Here is a 21,465-nt window from a genome sequence, read left to right as displayed (position 1 = left end):
TCCGCGGCTATCTGCATTGACCCTGCATGGTAGGGACCGTCGCAATGCAGCAACCAGCCTCTGCATACGTATTCATGTGGCCGAATGCCGTCATTCGGTAACCTGTGGTGATGTATCCATGCGGCTTGCGGCCATTGACCTGGTGTTGACGGCCGCAGCCTGCATTCTTCATCCCTCTCCATCAGGATCTGCACTGATGAAAAGCCTGTCGCGCCTGTTGACGTTCGTCGGCCTTGTCCTGTCCTCATCGCTGTGTGTTGCGCAGATCCAGATCAACCCCCTGCCGGATCAGAAGCCGGCGGTGGCGAGGCCGCTGAGCGCGCATGAGTTGACGGCGGCCGATGCCGAAGCCTGGCTGGACGGCCTCTTTCCGTACGGGTTGAAGAAGAACAATATCGCCGGTGCCGTGGTGGTCGTGGTGAAGGATGGCCAGGTCCTGCTGGCGAAGGGTTATGGCTACGCGGATGTGTCCGCGAAGAAGCCAGTCGATCCGATGACGACACTGTTCCGCGTCGGCTCGATCTCCAAGACGTTCACCTGGACAGCGGTGATGCAGCTGGTCGAGCAGGGCAAGCTCGATCTCGATGCGGACGTCAACAAGTACCTGGACTTCACCATTCCGCCCCGTGATGGCAAGCCGATCACGCTGCGCGAGTTGATGACGCACACGCCGGGTTTCGAGGAAACCATGAAGAACCTCGGCGGCGACGATCCGGCGCGGCTGATGAGCAACGAGGCCTGGGTCAAGGAATGGGTGCCCGAGCGCATCTACCCGCCGGGCGAAGTCTCGGCCTATTCCAACTACGGTGCTGCGCTGGCTGGTTACATCGTGCAGCGTGTTTCCGGCCAGCCGTTCGACGACTACATCGAGCAGCACATCCTGCAGCCGCTGGGCATGCAGCACGCGACGTTCCAGCAACCGTTGCCAGCATCGCTCGCGCCGGACATGGCGAAGAGCTATGCCAAGGCCAGCGAGCCGGCGCGGCCGTTCGAACTGGTGAACGCGGTGGCGGCAGGTGCGCTGTCGGTCAGCGGCGGCGACATGGCGCGCTTCATGATCGCCCAGCTGCAGGACGGCCATGACGGGGATGCGCAGATCCTGCGTCCGCAGACCGCACAGCAGATGCACAACTTCACGCACTCATCGGTGCCCGGCCTGCTGCCGATCGCGCTGGGCTTCTACCACATGGATCGCAACGGCCAGGACATCATCGGCCATGGTGGCGACACCGAGCTGTTCCATAGCGATATGGCGCTGTTCATGCAGCAGAACGTGGGCGTGTTCGTGTCCATCGATGGTGAAGACGATGGTGGCCTGCTCCGGCAACTGTTGAACGGTTTCACCGAGCGCTATTTTCCGGCCCTGCCACAGTTGCCGCAGCCTACGCTGGCGACTGCGCGTGAGCATGGTGCGCTGCTGGTAGGGCGTTACATCGCCAGCCGCACAGCGGCGTCAAGTTTCATGAGCATGCTGAAGCTGCTGGGGCAATCACGGATCTCGATGGACAAGGACGGGACGCTGGTCACGTCTGATTTCAAGGATCTTGCCGAGCAACCGCGGCATTGGCGCGAAGTAAAACCCTTCGTCTGGCTGGATGACGACAGTGGCAGTCATCTCGGTGCGCTGATCCAGGATGGCAAGCTGCGCTGGATCTCCTACGACGAGGTGGCGCCGATCATGGTTTTCATGCCGGTGCCGGGCTGGCAGTCCGCGGCGTGGAACCTGCCGCTGCTGTTTGGTGTGCTGGTGGTCTTCTTGTTGACCGTGTTGCTGTGGCCGATTGCGGCGCTGGTGCGCCGACATTATCGCGAATCGTCGCTGCTGTCGGTGCAGGCGACGCGCTGGTATCGCTTGAGCCGAGTCGCGGCGTTGCTATACCTGTTGTTCACCGCGGGTTGGTTGTACGTGCTGAAACTGGCAGACGACAGCTTCGCGAATCTCGGCAACGGCCTGGACGTGACGTTGCGGCTGATTCAATTGGTCGGCGTGTTGGCCGTCATCGGCACGCTGGCCGTCGTCGCCAATGCGCGTCATGCCTGGCGCGAACCCGGTGGTTGGTGGCGCAAGGCGAACAGCACGATGCTGGTGCTGGCTTGCCTCGCCGCCCTCTGGTTTGTTTTCAGCCTGCACCTGCTGGGCCTCCATCTGAACTACTGAGGCATTGCAGTTGACTAGGTGAGGCCAGGTCTGCAGCCTATGGTCTCGTCGTGAGCGTGATGCGCAAGGCCACCGCTGCGTTCACCCGCACCCAGGTGACCGTACCATAGCGGTCATGCCCACCGGTCCAGCCTTCGCCCTGGCTTTGCTGGAGCGCATCGAGACTGGCGAACGATGGCATCGCGCCGCTCGCGCTGCTTACCATGGTGGCGGCATCGCCATGAATCTTCAGCAGGTAGAACTTCAGCGCTGGCTTGAAACTGCCGGCCGGTGCCGTGGTTTCGACGCGCACCGCATTACCTTGCTGCTGCACGGATAGCGACTGGCTGAAATACGCGCCATGCTCGTAGTCGTAGGTGTTGCCGTCGTCATCGTAATAATCGAAGGTGCTGCGCAGCGTGTCCGGAAACACATCCACACTGAGCTCGGTCAGCGGCTGCTGCCCGACATAATCCATCGATGGCTGGGTCGGGATGATCGCGCCTTGGCGGATGAATAGCGGGATGTCGCCCCAGTGCTGGCTGTCGGTCGCCAGATGGACCGTCTGGCCGCCCTGGTAGGCCTTGCCACTGAACCAGTCGGTCCAGCGACCGGCCGGCAGGTAGACGTCCTTCGAGGTCTGGCCTTGTTCGACCACCGGCGAAACGAGCAGGTATTCCCCGAACATCCACGCATCGACATCGTTGCGCACGTTCGGATCGTTCGGCCAGTCGAACAGCAATGGGCGCACCAGACCGACGCCGTTGACGCGGCGCTGGTATTCATAGCTGTAGATGTACGGGATCAGTGTGTAGCGCAGGCGGATCGCGTCGGTGGCTGCCTTCTCGGCGATCGGCCCGTAAATCCACGGCTGGCGCTTCTGCCCGAAATCGCCGTGCACGCGGAAGATCGGCGTGAACGCGCCGAACTCGATCCAGCGCGCGTAATTCTCTGGCGTCGGCGTGCCATCCTTGAAGCCGCCGCCATCCATGCCCCACTGCATCGCGCCGACGTTGATCGCGCTGAGCATGCGCCCGCGCTGGTCAGCCATGCTGGCGAAGCCGGTAGGGATGTCACCCGACCACAGGCCGTAGGCGTAGCGCTGCGAGCCCAGCCAGAAGTTGCGGTTGATCGACCACACGCGCTGGTTCGAGATCGCGCGCTGGCCGTCGTAGAGCGTGCGCTGCATGTTGAGGAACTGGGTGTTGCTTGGGGTGTTGTCGGCCTCGTCGTTCCACCAGCCGACCATGCCGGTGGCGAAGCTGTGCTTCAGCGCGTCGTTGAAGAACCAGGCGCGCGCTGCAGGCTTGTCGAAGTCGATGTCCTTCACCGGCTTGTGCGAAAAGTAGTCTGGTGTGGCCTGCTCGCCGTGGCGCCACAGGTCGTGTGCGGTGGCGTAACGGCCTTCCACCGTATCGACGTGGACACGCGGCTTCATGATGCCGGTGAGGTGGATGCCGCGACGGTCGAGCTCCGCTTTCAGCTTGCCGTTGGGACCATCCGGGAATTTCGTGACGTTCCAGCGAAACTCGCCGTAGTCATCTTCACCCCAGGCCTTCCAGTCGAAGTCGAGCGTGAAGTTGTCGATCGGGATGTGCTTGGCGCGATAGGTATCGACGATCTGCAGCAGCTCTTTCTGATCGATGCCCCACTGGCTGTTGGTGAAGCCCATTGCCCATTTCGGGAATAGCGGCGTGTGGCCGCTGAGCTGTGCCAGTGCGCCGAAGATCTCGGCCGGTGTGCCGAGCACGATGTAGTAGTCGGGATCCTTGCGTACCTCGTCATCGATCTCGATCGTGGTTGGCTTTAGCGAGAGACGGGCGCCATCGCTGTCGAGCAGTACGCCGTAGCCTGCCGTACTCCACACGAACGGCGCGCCGGCATGACCTTGTTCGCCGGCGGTGGCCGGCAGGTGGCCGCTGCGCAGTAGACCGGCCGAGGCGTTCGCGGTCGCGTTGTAGCCGCCGATGCCGTACAGCGCATCGCGCGGCCCATGCTCCAGGTTCAGGCGGCCATGTTGTAGCGAGTCGATATCGGTCTGCAGCAGCACGCTGCGCTGTTGCGCATCCTCGATCCGCAACTGACGCTTTTGTTGATCCCAGTGCACGGAGCCGCGATCGGTGGCAAGGCTGATCACACCGGCGTTGTCTTCGTCGCGCACCTGCTCGAAGGTCGAGGGCGGGGCATCGCTGTCGATCACCAGGGTGGGGGCGCTGTCCAGGCCATCCGGCTTGTAGTGCACTTGCACGATGTTGGGGGCGACGAAACGGATGGAGAGCCGGTTTGCACCCAGGTCGATGGTGATGTTGTGGTCGACGATTTGCGCCATCGGGTTTGTCTGTGCTGCCGACATGGCGATGGCCGTGGTGTCGATCGGTGCGAATGCGAAAGCGAGCCACAGCGATACCATCGCGGCGACGGGTCGGGTAAGACGGTGCGATGCTCTCATCGGGTCAAGCTCCTTTTGCCTGTTGCAACGTCATTGCAGGATCGCCGTGCTGTAGGGCGGCATCTGCAACTCACCTTTCTTCAACGTGCTGCCGCTGGCACTTTGCAGCACCACGGCATGGATATGGCTATCGTGCAGCGGCAAGCTTTGCGGCTGGCCGGACAGGTTGTGCACCACCAGAACGTGGCTGGTGGCGTCGTCGAGCTTCCACGCGGCAAGCTGCGGATTCGCCACCGCGAGCGGATGGATGGAGCCATCGCGCAGTGCGCTTATCTGGCCGCGCCAGTGGATCAGCTTGGTGTAGAAGCGCAGCAGCGAATCAGGATCAGCCTGTTCCGCTTCCACTGATATTGCCGGATCGTTGGGTGTGGTCGGGGTTTCCCAGGTGGCTTCGCCGGACGCGTTCGGCGAACGGTTCCAGCGCATCGGTTCGCGCAGGTCTTCATCGGGCTTCTGCCCGCGCATGCCCAGTTCCTCGCCGTAGTAGATGAACGGCTGGCCGGGCAGGGTGAGCAGCATCGCGGCGGCCATGCGCATGTGCTGCGGGTTGCCGTCGAGCTGGCTCATCACCCGTTCCTGGTCGTGATTGGACAGGAACGGCGCATCCACACCCGACTTGCCGGTGACCTTGCGATAGTCGGCCTCGGTCTGCGCGAGCAGCGCGGCGAGCTGGCCAGCACGCTCGCTGTTGGCACTGTCGACCAGCTGCTTCGCCAGCGGAAAGTCGAACACGGCACTCAGCGGGCGCAGGTACGGCGCGAGTCGGTCGGGCGTCTTCTGCGTGACTTCGCCAACCACGTAGGCACCGGGTGTGACCGTGTCGATGCCGTGACGGAACTGCGACCACCAGGCCAGGTTCTTCTGCAGGACCGCCGGATCACCGTCCTGCGACTTGAAGTCGTAGTAGATGTGCTGGGCCGCATCCAGCCGGAAACCGTCGACACCTTTCTTCAGCCAGAACTGGCCTACGCGGATCATTTCCTCGCGCACGGCCGGCGTGTCGTAATCCAGGTCGGGCATCATGCCGGCGAATACGCCGATGTAATGCTGGCCTGTCGGGGTGGTGTGCCAGGCTGGCGTGTCGGTAGCGCTGAGCGCATCGAGGTCAGTGCCGGGGCGCGCCCAGTTGTACCAGTCGTGATGTGGGTCCTGCGGATTGTTGGCGGCGATGAACCACGGATGCAGCGCACTGGTGTGGTTGATCACCAGGTCGATGATCACCTTGATGCCGCGCTGGTGCGCCGCATCCAGCAGGCGCTGGAAGTCGGCCATCGTGCCGTATTGCGGATTGATGCCGTAGTAGTCGGTGATGTCGTAGCCGTGGTAGCTCGGCGACGGATTGATCGGCATCAGCCAGATACCGCTGACGCCCAGAGATTTCAGGTAATCGAGATGGGCAGTGATGCCGTTGAGATCGCCAATGCCGTCGCCGTTGCTGTCGGCCCAGGAGCGCACGAAGATCTCATACCAAACATTGGAAGGGGTGTGCCCGGGCGGTGCCTGTTGCGAGGCGCTGGATGCCGGTGCGGGCCGTGGTGGGTTGTCGGTCTGGCTGCGGCCCAGCCCGGGCGAGAGCAGGGCGAGGACAGTGGCAATACCGCAAGCGAGCAAGGTGAATCGTGGCATGTCGGTCTGCTTGTGTGGTCGCGCGTCCATCATGCAGGCGCAGGCACCGGGGATGTGGTGCGAACAGCTCAGCAGGCGATTTCACGCCCGATTGACGGCCCGGTAGCCGCCCTTGTCATGACATGGCGGATCATGCTGAAAAGAGCCGGTCCCGCGACGAATCGCGGAACCGGCCAGGGGAAAAGAGGCCGGACACCGTGAGGGCGATGTCCGGCGTGGTCGTTACAGATTGATCTTGAAGCCCAGGTACGTCGTCATGCCGAAGTACTGGATCGTGCCGGTCTGCTGCGTATTGCCGAAGTAGGTGCGGGTCGGCTGGTTGGTCAGGTTGAGAAACTGCAGCAGTATGCTCACGTGCTTCGTGAAGTTGTAGGCCGTCTGCAGGTCGAACACCGTCTCGGGAGCGAAGTAGACGATCTGGTTGTTGACCGACATCTGCGAATCCGACACGAACGAGGAACGGTAGTTGCCGGACAGCTGGGCCGAGAACGTGCCGTTGTCGTAGAACAACGCCGCGGTGGCGGACTTTTTCGACAGACCCGGCAGGCCCTGGTTCTGCGGCGGCCCGCTGAGTGTGGATTCGGTCTTCACCGCACTCTGGTCCAGCGAGACGCCGGCACTCACACCCAGGCCGGACCATACGCCGGGAAGGAAGTGGGTCTTCGTGTAGTACACGTCCATGCCGTGGACCGTGCCGCCTTGGGTATCGTTGTACGAGGTCTGGTACTCCCCGTTGAGATATGGTTTCCCGGTGGTCGGATCGATCGGCACCGTGATACCGGCACCGGCGAAGTTGAAGTCGTTGTACTGGATCTGCTCCACGAACGACTCGATGTGCTTGGTGTACACGTGGGCCGTGAAGGCACCACTCGACTGATCGAAATAGTGTTCGAAGCTGAGATCGAACTGGTTCGCATACATCGGATCGAGCAGCGGACTGGTGTTGCTCCACAGGTTGTATTGACCATTCGCCTCCCATGCGCCGTGGCCGGCCAGCAACGAGCTGATCGGTGGTGGCGCCATCACCTGGGCGGCGGAGAAGCGCAGCTGGTTGGCGTCGTCGAAGTGGAAAGTCAGGTTGATCGACGGCAGCACATCGGTGTAGCTCTTGCCCTGGTTCACCGGCATGTAGTCGCTGCTGGTCACGCCGGTCTGGTCAGTGATCGGCACGCCTTCGTTGTTGTCCACTTCCTGCAGGCCACTGCTGTACTGCGAGGTGCGCACCACGCGCACGCCGATGTTGCCGGTCACGCTGTGGTCAAACAGGTTGGTGTCGATGTCGCCCATCAGGTAGGCGTCGCGCGATTTCACATCGACCTGGCCGCTCTGGATATAGGTCCAGTTGTTGGCCCAGCTCTTCAGCGGCGTGGTGTTGGTAACGCCGTTCGCAGCCAGGATGGCAGGGCCGTTGAGCGCCAGGAAACATGGGAAGCCGCCGAAGTTTCCGCTCCAGCAGGTGGTGACCGCATCGCTGCTGTTGAGCGCCAGCGGTGTTGTCTTGGCATCACCCCACTCCGAGCCATACACATAGGCGCTGCGGTCGGCGTTGTAGGTATGGTTGTTGATGTAGACACCACCCTCGATCGCCGAGAACACCGGATTGCTCGACAGCTCGTAGGTGGTCTCGAGGCGCAAGCCCTTGTCCACATCGTGGTAGACGTACGGATAGACACCGTAACGCGACAACGCCATGTCGCCGAGATTGGTGTAGATACCCGGGTTGGGTACCGTGAGCGTACCGACGTTGAGGCCATTCAGTCCGTAGGTGAGCGATTGGCTCATCAGCGACGGCGTGGCTGTACCCAGGCCGTTGTAGGGATCAGCCGTGGTGTCGACGTTGATCTCGGAGCTGACCGCGCGCGACATCGATGCGTCGGCCACCACCGTCCACGGGCCGCTGTTCCACTTCGCGTTGAGGCCGCCGGAGAACACACTGCTGTTCGTGGTGTAGTTGTCAGCGGTGGTTTCCAGACCGAAATTGTCCGGAGTGGCATTGCTGGTCACCGTGCCGCCCACTACAGCACCGTTAGGCAACAGCACGGGGTTGGTGATCTGCGCCTGGCCCTGGTCGAACAGCTGTCCGCGGAAACCGCGGCCGAACGAGCCGTCGTTGTACTGCGAGAAGAAGCCGTTGGCGCCGAGCTGCAGGTTGTCGTTGGGCCTCCACACGAGGGTCGCCAGGTAGCCATTGCGCTGTTCGCTGCCACCGTTCTGCTGCACCTGGACACCCTGCGAGGGGTAGGCCTGCTGGCCGCTGGAATTGATCGTCTGCAGCCCGTCAAAGGCTTCGCCCACGAACTGCTCCGAGACGTGCGGCTGCTGCATGCGCGCAAAGCCCAAACCCACGCCCAGCGTGTCGTTGAGGAACTTGCCCTGCCAGGCGGCGCTGAAGCGGTAACCTTGCGTATTGGTACCGTATACGTCATTCGCCTGGTTGTTGAAACTGCCACGCATGTCGACGTTGACGGTCTGTTCCTGCTTGGCGTCAAGCGGATTGGCTGTCTTCATCGCGATCGAGCAGCCCACGCCGCCCTCGATCAGGTTGGCCTGCTGCGATTTGTACACGGTCGCCTGGTTGATCAGCTCGGATGGGTACTCGTCGAACTGGATGTAGTTGGTGCCGCTGGTCGACGGCTGCACGCGGCCGTCCAGCGTGGTCTGGATGAAGTTGCCCGAGAGACCGTTGCAGTTGATCTGGGAAGCCTGGCCACCGATGCGCTCGGCGGTGACACCGGGCAGGCGGGTCAGCGCGTCGGCAATGGATTGATCCGGCAGGCCGCCGATGTCCGCCGCGGTCACCACGTTCTGGATGGTGTCGGCATAGCGCTGGATGTCGACGGCCGTCTCGGCGCTCTTGCTGTAGCCAGTCACCGTGATCGTGTCGAGGCTCTTGGCCAGCTCGGCTTTCTCGTTCGCTTTCTTCGGCGCCGTATTGTCGCTAGGCACCGTGGTGGTCTGAGTCGTGGTCTGACTCTGCGTGTCGATGCTCTGCTGGTCGGGTGCCGGTGCATTGGACGAGACGGATGCGCTGCCCGGATTCGCGTTGTTGTCAGCTGGTGTCGCATGGACTCCAAGCGAGAAGCAGAGTCCAGCAGATGCAAGCGCCAGGGCCAGCACATTGCGTTTCAGTACCATCGTTATCCCCTCCCAGGGTTGCACGTTATTTTGTATGTAGTTGCGGTCATTGCCCCAACGTTTTCGGTGAACAACACGGCCGCATGAGCCGATGACCCGTCAACGTGGCGTCATGGTAGGGCGGCCTTTTGCAGCCAAACCGTTTCCTGCATACGTATTCATTGTGCTGCTATGCACCGCAAACGCAGGCTGTGCCGTGCGTCGCGCGATGCCCATGAGGGGGTTCTTGACCGAATCTTCTGCGCCGCGGATGCCGTGGAAGGCTTGCTGCAGCTTCCATCCGATACAATCAATGTCATAACCATATGGAAGTCCAAACGATTGCTGGTCGTTTTATGCTGCACTGCGATGGAGGGCATTCATGAATACGTATGCACTGTCGCGGCCGCTTCTGCATGCAGCCGCTAAGCTCCCCGACAGACCATGCAGCACCGCCATCGGGCGCGTCGCTGCCACTTGGGCAAGGAACCCTTGGGACATGCGAATGAGTAATGCACCCTGGTGGCGCGGAGCCGTCATCTACCAGATCTATCCACGCAGCTTTCTGGATACGGACGGCGATGGCGTGGGCGATCTGCCGGGCATCATTGAACGACTCGACTACGTAGCCAGCCTTGGCGTCGATGCGATCTGGATCGCCCCGTTCTTCAAGTCGCCGATGGCCGACTTCGGCTATGACATTGCCGATTACCGCGATGTCGATCCGTTGTTTGGTACGCGCGCCGATTTCGACCGCCTGCTGGCCGGTGCTCACGAGCGCGGCCTGAAGGTGATGATTGACCAGGTACTCAGCCATACCTCGGCCGAGCATGCCTGGTTTCAGGAAAGCCGGGATAGCCGCGACAATCCGAAGGCCGACTGGTACGTATGGGGCGATGCGAAGGACGATGGCGGGGCGCCGAACAACTGGCTATCGCTGTTCGGCGGCTCGGCCTGGCAGTGGGACCCGCGCCGGGGCCAGTACTACCTGCACAACTTCCTGACTTCGCAGCCGGATCTTAATTTCCACAACGCCGAAGTGCGCGCAGCGATCATCGACAGTGTGCGTTTCTGGCTGGATCGAGGCGTGGATGGTGTACGCCTGGACGCAATCAACTTCTGCTTCCACGACCGCGAGCTGCGCGACAATCCGCCGAAGCCGAAGGAAAAGCGCGTCGGACGCGGTTTCAGTCCGGATAACCCCTACGCATTCCAGTACCACTACTACAACAACACGCAGCCGGAGAATCTGGCGTTTCTCGGCGAGTTGCGCGCGCTGATGAACCACTATCCGGACGTGGCTGCACTGGGCGAGATCTCCTCCGAGGATTCACTCGCCACGATGGCCGAATACACCCGCCACGGCCGCCTGCACATGGGTTACAGCTTCGAGTTGCTGACCGACGATTTCAGTGCCGCTCACATCCGCGGCACGGTACAGACGCTGGAAGCACAGATGACCGAGGGCTGGCCTTGCTGGGCCATCTCCAACCACGACGTCGAACGCGTGCTGACGCGCTGGGGCGGCGGCCAGCCATCAACGTCGCTGGCCAACCTGCTTACCGCGATGGTCTGCTCGCTGCGCGGTTCGGTGTGTGTCTACCAGGGCGAGGAGCTCGGCCTGACCGAGGCCGAGCTGCCCTACGAATCCTTGCAGGATCCGTACGGCATTGCGTTCTGGCCGCAGTTCAAGGGGCGCGATGGCTGTCGCACACCGATGCCGTGGAGCGGCGATGCAGCGCACGCCGGCTTCAGTCAAGGCATGCCGTGGCTACCGGTGCCGCAGGAACATCTCGCGCTGGCGGTGGCACATCAGGAAACCGATCCGCATTCGGCGCTGAATGGCTTTCGCACCTTCATGCACTGGCGCCAGTCGCAGCCGGTGCTGCGCTGGGGCGACATCCAGTTCCTCGACACGGCCGAACCGGTGCTGGCATTCACCCGCAGCTTTGCCGGAAAGACCTTGCTGGTGGCGTTCAACCTTGTTGATGCAGCTGTCGAACTCGCGTTGCCGACTGTACGTGGCAAGCCGGTTGTCGTGGATGGTCATGGCCTGCTGCAAGGCCACCTCGAAGGCAACCAGCTGCACTTGCCTGGCTACGGCGTGTGGTTTGCCAGCCTGGCTTGATCCCGGTGCCGCAGCCGCGCATGAATCCGCCGGTGTGCGCATGATGCGCAGCTGCTTGTTCATCGCGCTTCTGCTGCTGACATGCTGTGTGAGTGAAGGCTGGTCGGCCGAGGTGCCTGCAGCATCGGCGACGGTCGCCGGCACTGCAGCGATCCGCTTGCAACTCGACGCACCCGCTTTTGCGCCGGAGAAGATCAAGGTCGTGATCTACCTGCCGCCGAATTACAACACCGCCGCCGCCGCGAGCAGACGTTATCCGGTGCTGTATGCGAACGACGGTCAGGACATGCCGGCGGTGGATCTGCAGGCGACGCTTGCACGGCTCTATCGCGAACACGCGATCGAACCGGTCATCGTGGTGGCGATCGACATGCTGTCCGATCGTGCCAGTGGCTACGGCCTGTCCGATCGCGTGGCTTCACGCAGCCTCGTCGGTGGTTCCCGGATCGGTCCGATCGGCACGCGCGCGCAGGACTATTCGCATTGGGTCGCCACCATGCTGGTGCCGTATGTCGACGCGCACTACCGCACGCGCCGCTCCGTCCGCGATCGCGCGATGCTCGGCTGGTCGCTGGGTGCGCTGAACGCGTTCAATCTCGGTTGGGAGTATCCGGACGTGTTCGGCTGGGTCGGCGCGTTCTCACCCTCGTTCTGGCTGGCCGCCGATCGCAGCAACGTAACGGCGATCGAGCACACGCGGCTGGTGCAGGGCATGGTCGATCACGGCCCCATTCGCGCCGGCCTGAAGATGTGGTTTGCCGTGGGCACCGCAGAAGAAACCAGCGATCGCGATGGCAACGGCATCATCGATGCGATCAACGACGTGCAGGACGTCATCGAAGGTTATCGTGGTCCTGACGGCTTCCATGCGCGCGGCCTGAAGCAACTGGGATATACGGTCAACCTGGATTATGCGCGCCACCCATCGCGCGACACGGATGTCGCGCTGTTCCTGCTGCAGGGCGGCAAACACAATCAGACGTCATGGAAGCAGATGTTGCCGCCGTTCCTGCTGTGGGCTTACGGCAAGCATTGAACTGATTCGGCCATCCGTCTGCTAATCGGTGCCGATCACCTTGCCGCTGCTGGCGTCGACTTTCAGCTCGACGCGATTGCCAGCCGGGTTTTTAGCCTTGGCGTTCCAGATGCCATCCTTGTAATCCACGTCGTGGACATGTGTATAACCCTGGGTTTCCAAGGAGGCGCGCACATCATGCTCGCTCAATTGCGATACCTGCTTGTCCGGATAGACCTGTCCGGTCTTTGCATCGATACGAACATCTACACCCATGCCGTTGGCGCTCTTGGCATGGGCATACCACATGCCATCACGAAACTTGAGGTCATGCACCTTGGTGTAGCCCTGTTGAGTGAGCGCACTCTGCACCTGCGGTTCGGCCATGGCCTGCTGCGCTATGGCAACGCTGGAAATTCCCGATGAGAGTATGCCCAGCGCGAGCGCGAAAGTGAGCGGAGTGATCTTGTTCTTCATGGATAGTTCCTCGCTACTTGCAGAGTCCCGAGTCTTGTCCGGACAAAATCAACCTGCTGTGAACGAGGGAGGCGCGCATTCATCGCACAGTGTGTTTCGCCGCGGGCATGCCGGTTTTTCTTGCTGCGAGCACGGGTGATGCATCGAACCAGGATTCGGTGCGATTGACGATGCGCACCACCGACAGCATCACCGGCACTTCGACCAGCACACCCACAACCGTCGCCAGCGCGGCACCTGAACGCAGGCCGAAAATGCTGATGGCTGACGCCACCGCCAGTTCGAAGAAATTGCTGGCGCCGATCAGTGCGGCTGGGCCGGCCACGCAATGCGGCACCTTCAGCCAGCGGCTCAAGCCATAGGCGATGCCGGCATTGAGATACACCTGAATGATGATGGGTACGGCAAGCAGCGCAATGATCAGCGGTTGCGCCAGGATCGCTTCTCCCTGAAAGCCGAACAGCAGGATCAGTGTGGCCAGCAGTGCCGCGGTCGACCACGGGTCGATCCGTTTGAGCGTCGCATCCAGCGCGGCCTGTCCGTGATATCGCAGCAGCCATTCACGCCAGAGCTGTGCAACGAAAACAGGCACCACGATGTAGAGCAGCACCGACAGCAGCAATGTTCCCCACGGCACATGGATCGCTGCCACACCAAGCAGCAGGGCGACGATGGGCGCAAACGCCACGATCATGATCGTGTCATTGAGTGCCACCTGGGCGAGCGTGAAGTTCGGCTCGCCGCCACATAGCCTTGACCAGACGAACACCATCGCCGTGCACGGTGCGGCGGCCAGCAGGATCAGTCCCGCGATATAGGAATCATGCTGTCCGACCGGCAGCCACGCGGCGAAGACATGGCGAATGAACAGCCAGCCCAGGAGCGCCATCGAGAACGGCTTGATCGCCCAGTTCACCAGCAGGGTGATGCCGATGCCGCGCACCTGATGACGCACACCCGCGAGCTGCGCGAAGTCGACCTTGAGCAGCATTGGCACGATCATCAGCCACACCAGTCCGGCGACGGGCAGATTGATGTGCTGCACCTCGACCGCGGCCAGTGTTTCGAAGACCATCGGAAAGGCATGCCCAAGTGCGATGCCAACGACGATGCACACTGCGACCCATACGCTTAGATAACGGGCGAAAAATCCGATCGGTGCAGGTGCAGATCCGGCAGCCTTACGATTCATTGACGGTTTCCGCCTGACCGATCGCACGCAGTTCCTGCTGCATCGTGATCCGGTCGAGTTTTTCGAGCGGCAATGCCAGCAGCAGGTCGATGCGTCGACGCAGCATCATCCAGGCCGACTGGAAAGCGCGCCTGCGTTGATCTTCGGAACCGGTTTCGGATACTGGATCAGGTATGCCCCAATGCGCCGTGACTGGTTGGCTTGGCCAGATTGGACACATTTCGCCGGCGGCGTTGTCGCAGACGGTGATCACGATGTCGATCGAGGGCGAATCCGCTTGCGCGAATTCGTCCCAGCTCTTGCTGCGCAGCGGTTTGGTGTAGCCGAAGGCTTGCGCCAGTTCAGCGGCGATGGGTTGAACCTTGTCGCTGGGGAAGCTGCCGGCGCTGTACGCGTGGAATCGGCCTTCGCCCAGCACGTTGAGCAGGGCTTCTGCCATCACGCTACGTGCGGAGTTGCCGGTGCACAGGAACAGCACGTTGCGCGGTTGATCTGCGCTCACCGAGTCATTGGTGCGCTTCATCAATTTTTTCTTGCTGGTTTGCATATCGCAGCCGGTGCGCAATCGGCTGCAGTCGAGCCTGTGCAGCAGCTTTCGGTGAGAAACCCGAGCAGTTCATTCATCTGCGGATAGCTCGCGCGGCATTGGATGACCCGGCCACGCCGCTCGTCACTGACCATGCCGGCTCGGCGCAGGATGTGCAGATGATTGGTCAGCGTCGCACCAGCCAGCCCGGTCGCCGCGGCCAGTTCACCGACTGCCATGCCTTCATCGCCGGCCTGCACCAGCAAGCGAAACAGATTCAGGCGGTGCTCTTGGGCGAGCGCATTCAGGCAGGTGATGGCATCTTTTGATTTCATATTTCTATAATTGTAGAAATATGAAAAAGAGTCAAGCACTGTTCTTTTGGCCACGCGTTGATGCGCAGTTTGGATTGCTGAGGGGCTCGCTCGATGGGTGGTTGAGCGTCGCGGTGGAGTTGGCTATCTGGTGCGACAGCACTCAATCCAACTTGGGAAGTCTTATGACTTCCGTGTTCGCCGAGGCTTTGTTGCCGCCGCAGCGATGAGCTGCTGAAGGTAAGCAATGCCTTCCTCCTCGGGGAAAAAGGCAACGACATCCGCAACAGTCAAACCATGCCGCTTCTGAAGCATCAGGAATTCTTCACGTGCCATCGCCAAGCGTTGAGCAGCAGCTTCTTTCTTGCCAAGAGGCTTGGATGGTTGTTGCTTCTCAACCTTGCGTTCGAGTGTCGCGAGTTCTTCCTGGAACTGGCGGAAGTCATATTTCTGGGAGGTCATGGCGCACATAGGGTATCGGTGAGTGGCTCAATTTTCGCACGTGAGCCTGGCGTTGTGACGTCACGTGGCTGTGCAAGCTGACCAGGTCGAGAGGGATCATCAGGAACACTTTCTCGCCCGGGAGGGGTCCCGACCCCTTATCCGTCTGGACAAATCCAAGCGATGACTGACGAGGGGCATCGTGCGGCAGTTCTGCCATGCAATCCGTGATAATGCGACGCCGGGCGCGCGATTATGGCGGTAATGTCGGCTTGAGTTCGTTTAGCGTCCGGCATCATCTGGTTGTTCCAAGGAATCTTGATACGTGAATCAGTCGATTTCACACGACGAACAAGTCAGCCCACGTACTGATCCGGCGCGCGATGACCGTAGCGTTTTCGCCATTCTTCTCGCGCTTTATTTCCTGATTCTGTATCCGATCCTGCGGGCGAATCGTTATTACGATGACGACCTGAAGCGTGCGCTGATCGGGCATACCGGTTGGGATTCCAACGGTCGGCCGCTGACCACCCTGCTGATGAAGCTGCTGCAGTCCTATGACTCCGCACTGGTGGATATCTCGCCACTGACGCAGATCGGGGCCATCGTGATACTTGCGTGGGTCGGCGTGCTGATTGCGCGTCGATATGCCATTCGTTCGCCATGGATGGCCGCACTTGTGGCATTCCCGCTTGGCGCGCAACCGTTCTATCTGGAAAACCTCTCCTACAAGTTCGATGCCTTGAGCATGAGCCTGGCGATGCTGCTGGCCCTGCTGCCGGTGATCACCATCAAGGACAATCGCCGAGGCTGGTGGCTGGGAGTCCTCTCGATTTTTGCCAGCCTCAGTTTTTATCAGCCGGCCATCAATGCCTGCCTGATCTTCATCCTGCTGGATGTCGTGCTGGCCCAGCTCCACGAAAAGACCCCGCGCCAGTTGATGATGCAATTTCTGTCGCGGGCGTTGCAGGTGGGCGTGGCCATGCTTGTCTATGAACTCGTCATCGGTATCCACATCCATGGCTGGGTAGAGAAGCAAAGCGAAAAGATCCACGGCTTGCACGACCTGCCGGTGATAAAGACCAATATCGTCGCGTTCTGTACCTTCATCGGCGACAGCTTCAGCCGGCAGTGGTGGAGGTACTTCAACCCGCTGTTGATCTTGCTGCTGCTGTTTCCGATTGCCATCGGCATCCGTTACGCGCTCAAGACTCGCCTTACGCAACCGGCCTGGGTCACGGTGATCCTGTTTGCGAGTAGTTTTGTGCTGCCGTTGGCCGCCTTGGCCTGTGTATTCGGCCCCATGTTGCTGCTGCTCAGGCCGGAGATGATGCCGCGCGTGCTGATGGGAGTCGGTGCGCTATTGGCGGCAGGGTTGATCGTCATGCAGGCGGCCCTGCGGCAATGGCGCCGGTCGGATGCGTGGACCTTGTCGGCTGCCTGCATGCTTGCACTGGGCATGTGCGTCATCGCCAGCGCCTACGGCAACGCACTGGGTGAGCAGAAGAATTACGAGGATCAGATCGGCGCGCGCATGGCCGAAGATCTGGCCGAACTGAGAGTTGACCACCCCATCCATTCCTTCTTGCTCGACGGCACTATCGGCTATTCACCGATCACGGCGCATGTCGCCGAACAATTCCCGCTGATCCATCCGTTGATCATCCCCTACATCACGGAGGGTGAAACATTTCACACCCACATGTTCCTCATGTATTACATCCCGGATGTCGTTGACCTGGACTTCGAGGCGAGTGCCGCGGACTTGCAGCGGAAGCCTGCGATCCTGGCGAAGAGCTGCCAGATTCCCGCAATACGCAACACGAAGGATTACAGCCTGTACCTGGTCGATGACACGGCTGTCGTGTCGTTACGCGGGGCCCTACAGCAACGTTGCGTCATAGGCGTGGCGCCGGTGCCGCGTTGAGTCCACGGCAGCGCCAAACACACAAAAAGAAACCGCCCATTCGGCGGCAAATTTTAAAAATGCATCAGGCGAGTCAATGGCCGGTGTCGTCAGTCCTTGACGAGACAGAGAAGCTGCCTTCACCGGTTGACTGCAGCATCCGGTACGGAGCGTGATGACCGCGTCTGCGCCAAACCTCCTTGCACAGCGTTATGACGGCAGGTGACCTAGCTCTTGTTGCGGGAGCCGACCATGATCGTCATTGCAGCTCCCAACAGGAGAATCGCGCACACGATCAGCGATTCCCGGGTGCCAAAGACAAATGCGCCTTTCCTGGCGACAAATGCTCCAAACAGGGCTACGCCCAGGACACTGCCTGTCTGTCTGGTGGCGTTGAGAACGCCAGCGGCGATACCCGAGCGTTTCTTTTCCACACTGCCGAGAAGGGTCGATGTGAGCGGTGGTACCAGCAAGCCCAGGCCGGCACCGATCGCAACAAGCTGGACGCACATGGACCAATAGCTGGTGCCGCGGTCGGTGCCAAGCAGTGCCATGCATCCCACGGCTGCCATGATTGCGCCGGTGGCGATGATGGCTTGAGCGCCAAATCGCTCGGTCGCGCGAGCCGCCAACAGATTCACCGGCAGCACGGCGCCCATCATCGGGAGAAATGCCAGGCCTGTTGCAAGAGGTGACAGGCCGTTGACCTGCTGGAAGTACAGGCTCAGCACGAAGATGAGGCCGTAGAAGGCCACGTTCACGAGCAGGCCGATCGCCGACGTCAGTGCGAACATTCTGTTTCGAAACAACGAAAGCGGAAGCATCGGCTGCTTCGCACGCCGTTCCTGGAATACAAAAGCCGCAGCAAGAACAATGAAGGCAGCAAAACCTGCCAGAACCCACGGATTGCTCCAGCCGCGAGTGCCGCCTTCAATAATGGCGCCAGCGAGGCAACCCAGTGCGCCGATCGCCGCTGCTTGGCCGCCCAGATCGAGTGAGTGGTGAGGTGAGCGCGGCGTCTCGCTCGCATAGCGCCACGTCAACCAGAGACCGGCGATACCGATGGGCAGATTGACCAGAAAGATGCTCCGCCAGCCGACGAGAGCAATCAGGACGCCGCCTGCAAGCGGGCCTGCCGTGAGAGCAAGACTCGCACCCGCTGCCCAGATTCCCACTGCGCGCCCACGTTCCTTTTCGTCCGGATAGGCATGGTTGAGCAGGGCGAGCGAATTCGGCACCAGGATTGCCGCTCCGATGCCCTGCATGGCTCTTGCTGCAATCAGAAGCACCGCTGATGGTGCCAGCGCGCACGCGAGAGAAGCAGTCGTAAAGATGGCGAAACCTGCCATGAAGACTTTCTTCGCACCGATCCGATCACCCAGCGCCCCCGCGGTCAGGATCAAGGCTGCAAACGCGATCGTATAGGTACTGACAATCCACTGCAGCTCGGATACGCCGCCGCCCAGCGATGTGCCGATACTGTGCAAGGCCGTGTTGACAATGGTGACGTCGAGTTGCACGACGCCATAGCCGAGACTCATCGCGGCAAGCAACAGTGACTTCGCGTGCGGCGATGGCCTGGATTCGTTCATTGCTGCGCTATACGTCTTGACCGTCTGGCGTCACGAGAATGATGAGAGTGATGCGAATTCATCGAGAGGGTGCGATCTCGCGAACACATCATTGATGTGGCGATGCGGGCGTGTTTTCTGGCGAGCCGCTGTCGACCGGATGCGTGCCCTGATGTGTGGTACTCAGGTAGAGACCTATCCCAAGCATGGCGACGATCGAGACGACCAGGAACAGGAACGCAATCCATCGGCTACGTTTCACGAGATGTCGATATGTGCTTCACAAAACGCTGAGCAACAATTGCACGATGACGACAATGAGGTAGAGAGCTCATGATCAATTTCCGGTGAAGGTGACCGGAACCATAAGACAAGCAGGATAAGTATCTCGTGATGGTTTGTTGTTGGAGCGGGTAGCGACGATGACTGCGCTGGGGCGAGCGTGATGCTGCTGCGTGTCGACTGAACAAGAAGATCATGAGGAGCAAATCCACATGCTTGAACTGCGACTAAAGGCGATTTGATGGGTCACGGCGAATTGACGTGGTCGGGTGGACGATGACCACTGGTCCAAATGCGTGAGGAGGAAGTCATGAACAGATTTCAATGTCTTTCCGTGGCCGTTCTTGCTGGAGTCTGCTTTGCCGCGACGACCACGCCCAAAGCAGAAGCTCAAGTTGCCGTCGGCGTCAGCATCGGTGTCGCTCCCGACTGCCCTTATGGCTACTACGACTACGCGCCTTATCCGTGTGCCCCTTACGGCTACTACGGTCCGGAATGGTTTACTGATGGCATCTTCATTGGCGCGGGCCCATGGTTTCACGGCCGTCACGATTTTCACGGCCACGTAGACAACCGTTTCGATGTGCATCGCGGCTATCGAGGCCCTCTGCCGAATCGTGGTGAAAGGCCCACGGCAACACAGCGCCCAGGCCGGATTGCCAACTTCAGGGGCAATGAAATGCGTGATGGGCGTGGCCATGTAGGTGGCGACGACAGGCACTGACGATCGCTGGCGCGAGTTCCCGGATTGGATATCCTGATATGGCTTGAACAGATCGGGGTGCAACGGTAGCGCAATCCGGCTCTCGACCGGAAACGAATAGCCCGCTGATCGAGAAATCGATCAGCGGGCTAAATCTTTGAATCTACCCATGAGCATGGTGATCGAGGCTGCAGAGGTAGTCCACGCGCACCAGGGAAAAAACAGGCGAAAACTATGCAAGAGGGAATGAAGGTGTGTCCCGCATGCGGTGAGGCGATCCAGGCCGCTGCGCACAAATGCCGATACTGCGGTACGGATCTGGATGCTTATGTGGCATCCAAGGAAACTGCGGTCGAAAAGACGCTTTTCTCGGGCCACCCCAAAGTGATCTACACCTTTAGCCAGTACTTTTTCGTGATCATCACGCTAGGCATCGCGCTGGTTGTCTACTGGCTGCGCAGTCTGTCCACCACGTTCACGATCACCACACAACGTGTGCGCTTTGAACGCGGGATTTTTTCCAAGACGCAGGACAATCTTGAACTGTTCCGTGTCGATCACTTCGACCTGCTGAAGCCGTTTGGCATGCGGGTACTTGGCCTGTGCCAGGTGCATATGCACTCGTCCGATGAGGGGATGGCTTCGGTCTATCTGTATGGAATACCCGGCCTGGAAGGGCTGGCGGATACCATGCGCGAGTGCTCGTTGCGTGAGCGCACGCGTCGCCGGGTCATGCCCATCGAACACATGTGAGGGTCGCAGAAAGTTAGCGCGGCTGGCTAGAGCCGATCGCCTCGCCAATCAATGAGCGCGCTCGTGTTGTCGCATGCCATGCTTTTGAAGCAACTAAACCGAGACCTGACCTATTCCGAGTCGGCAATGCCGCCAGGGCGTCCACTCAGCTAGGCCGCTTATGTCTACGTTATAGATAATGACCTTTCGGGCGAACCTGTAGGTTCCGCCAGTTCTTCGGCATGTCTTCTGATGACACATTGGCTCTGCATGGTTGCCTAGGGTCAGGAGAAAGGAGATGCCACACACTATCTATGTTGTGCAAGGCTTTCGTGGAGGGTGCAAGGTGATCACTCAGTGCTTCAAGAGCGAAGTGCTAGCTAGGGAGCGCGCCGCTTACCTTGGAAGGTCTTTTGATGGTGTTGTTATGTGGTGTCATACAGCCGACCCCGATACAGGCAACTATGACGGACCTGAAGGCCGTCCAGTCGCCACCGCTGCAAATTGACCTCGCCCGGGAAGTCTGGTTCCTCGCCGATGCACCGAGCGCCCCCGAGCCGTAGCAATCCCCCGTGGCCGGTTCACTGGCCCCCAAAAGGAAGCTTTTCTTGTTGGGGGAGATCCTCTGAATGCAGTATCCGCAGCGACGGGCAGATACCGAGGGCACAGCGAACAACTTTCCCACGCTCGAGTTTGATATAAAGCGTATTGACCGCTCGTGCTGAACTGCAGCGCCGGGCCATAAGGGGAAATCATGAATATTGTTCGGAGCGGGTGGCTTGCGCTGCATAGTGCTGTGTCCGGTCGAGGACCCGCCGCGGTTGTCGAAGGGACGGTCGCTCGTTCTGCTCA

Annotated in this window: 16 protein-coding genes; 6 read left to right on the top strand and 10 right to left on the bottom strand. The window is 60.5% G+C overall.

Annotation, left to right across the window (positions count from 1 at the left end; translation table 11 throughout):
* The first annotated feature begins 196 nt into the window (after nt 1–196).
* On the top strand, nt 197–2,158 hold the full coding sequence (locus GSQ75_RS01160) for a serine hydrolase domain-containing protein (RefSeq protein ID WP_158752712.1): 1,962 nt from the start codon (nt 197–199) through the stop codon (nt 2,156–2,158).
* Nucleotides 2,159–2,195: 37 nt separating this feature from the next.
* Here GSQ75_RS01160 and GSQ75_RS01155 read toward each other — a convergent pair whose 3' ends face one another.
* From GSQ75_RS01155 to GSQ75_RS01145, 3 genes are all read right to left on the bottom strand, one after another.
* On the bottom strand, nt 2,196–4,466 hold the full coding sequence (locus GSQ75_RS01155; RefSeq protein WP_158753849.1) for a TIM-barrel domain-containing protein: 2,271 nt from the start codon (nt 4,464–4,466) through the stop codon (nt 2,196–2,198).
* A 150-nt stretch (nt 4,467–4,616) separates the two neighbouring features.
* Entirely contained in the window at nt 4,617–6,212 is a 1,596-nt protein-coding gene (locus GSQ75_RS01150; protein WP_158752711.1) for an alpha-amylase family glycosyl hydrolase, read from the bottom strand.
* A gap of 222 nt (nt 6,213–6,434) precedes the next feature.
* A complete protein-coding gene (locus GSQ75_RS01145; protein WP_158752710.1) occupies nt 6,435–9,347 on the bottom strand; it encodes a TonB-dependent receptor in 2,913 nt (970 codons plus the stop codon).
* A gap of 484 nt (nt 9,348–9,831) precedes the next feature.
* Between GSQ75_RS01145 and GSQ75_RS01140 the strand changes: the two genes are divergently transcribed.
* A complete protein-coding gene (locus tag GSQ75_RS01140; RefSeq protein WP_158752709.1) occupies nt 9,832–11,454 on the top strand; it encodes an alpha-glucosidase family protein in 1,623 nt (540 codons plus the stop codon).
* 40 nt (nt 11,455–11,494) lie between these two features.
* On the top strand, nt 11,495–12,490 hold the full coding sequence (locus tag GSQ75_RS01135; protein WP_254058397.1) for an alpha/beta hydrolase-fold protein: 996 nt from the start codon (nt 11,495–11,497) through the stop codon (nt 12,488–12,490).
* Nucleotides 12,491–12,511: 21 nt separating this feature from the next.
* Here the strand turns inward: GSQ75_RS01135 and GSQ75_RS01130 are convergent, their stop codons facing one another.
* The 5 genes from GSQ75_RS01130 to GSQ75_RS01110 form a co-directional block, all read right to left on the bottom strand.
* Nucleotides 12,512–12,946: a PepSY domain-containing protein gene (locus GSQ75_RS01130; RefSeq protein ID WP_158752708.1), complete on the bottom strand. Its 435-nt coding sequence runs from the start codon at nt 12,944–12,946 to the stop codon at nt 12,512–12,514.
* Between the two features lie 79 nt (nt 12,947–13,025).
* The gene (arsB, locus tag GSQ75_RS01125) at nt 13,026–14,138 is read right to left on the bottom strand and encodes an ACR3 family arsenite efflux transporter (protein ID WP_158752707.1); all 1,113 of its coding nucleotides are present in this window, start codon (nt 14,136–14,138) and stop codon (nt 13,026–13,028) included.
* Nucleotides 14,128–14,661, bottom strand: coding sequence for an arsenate reductase ArsC (locus tag GSQ75_RS01120; RefSeq protein WP_158752706.1), 534 nt, complete (start codon nt 14,659–14,661; stop codon nt 14,128–14,130). The genes arsB and GSQ75_RS01120 overlap by 11 nt, the downstream gene beginning before the upstream one ends.
* Nucleotides 14,661–15,053: a metalloregulator ArsR/SmtB family transcription factor gene (locus GSQ75_RS01115; protein ID WP_254058396.1), complete on the bottom strand. Its 393-nt coding sequence runs from the start codon at nt 15,051–15,053 to the stop codon at nt 14,661–14,663. The genes GSQ75_RS01120 and GSQ75_RS01115 overlap by 1 nt, the downstream gene beginning before the upstream one ends.
* A gap of 108 nt (nt 15,054–15,161) precedes the next feature.
* Nucleotides 15,162–15,440, bottom strand: a complete 279-nt coding sequence (locus GSQ75_RS01110) for a 2-hydroxyacyl-CoA dehydratase (protein ID WP_158752705.1) — start codon at nt 15,438–15,440, stop codon at nt 15,162–15,164.
* A gap of 304 nt (nt 15,441–15,744) precedes the next feature.
* On the opposite strand from GSQ75_RS01110, the gene GSQ75_RS01105 reads away from it, so the two are divergent.
* Complete coding sequence (locus tag GSQ75_RS01105; protein ID WP_158752704.1) at nt 15,745–17,346, top strand: glucosyltransferase domain-containing protein; 1,602 nt, start codon at nt 15,745–15,747, stop codon at nt 17,344–17,346.
* Nucleotides 17,347–17,552: 206 nt separating this feature from the next.
* On the opposite strand, the gene GSQ75_RS01100 is transcribed toward GSQ75_RS01105, so the two are convergent.
* Both GSQ75_RS01100 and GSQ75_RS01095 read right to left on the bottom strand, forming a co-directional pair.
* The gene (locus GSQ75_RS01100; RefSeq protein ID WP_158752703.1) at nt 17,553–18,917 is read right to left on the bottom strand and encodes an MFS transporter; all 1,365 of its coding nucleotides are present in this window, start codon (nt 18,915–18,917) and stop codon (nt 17,553–17,555) included.
* Between the two features lie 88 nt (nt 18,918–19,005).
* Nucleotides 19,006–19,158 (bottom strand): hypothetical protein, encoded by a 153-nt coding sequence (locus tag GSQ75_RS01095; protein ID WP_158752702.1) that lies wholly within the window; start codon nt 19,156–19,158, stop codon nt 19,006–19,008.
* Between the two features lie 330 nt (nt 19,159–19,488).
* Here GSQ75_RS01095 and GSQ75_RS01090 point away from each other — a divergent pair, with 330 nt between their 5' ends.
* Together GSQ75_RS01090 and GSQ75_RS01085 are read left to right on the top strand one after the other, a co-directional pair.
* Nucleotides 19,489–19,902, top strand: a complete 414-nt coding sequence (locus tag GSQ75_RS01090; protein ID WP_174236681.1) for a hypothetical protein — start codon at nt 19,489–19,491, stop codon at nt 19,900–19,902.
* A 309-nt stretch (nt 19,903–20,211) separates the two neighbouring features.
* Nucleotides 20,212–20,634 carry a PH domain-containing protein gene (locus GSQ75_RS01085; RefSeq protein WP_158752701.1) on the top strand — a complete coding sequence of 141 codons (423 nt, stop codon included), beginning with the start codon at nt 20,212–20,214 and terminating at the stop codon, nt 20,632–20,634.
* Nucleotides 20,635–21,465: the final 831 nt, after the last annotated feature.

Source organism: Dyella sp. S184 (assembly GCF_009766065.1).
Classification (GTDB): Bacteria; Pseudomonadota; Gammaproteobacteria; order Xanthomonadales; family Rhodanobacteraceae; genus Rhodanobacter.
Note: the sequence above shows the minus strand (reverse complement) of the source record. Positions and strands in the feature narration are given on the sequence as shown.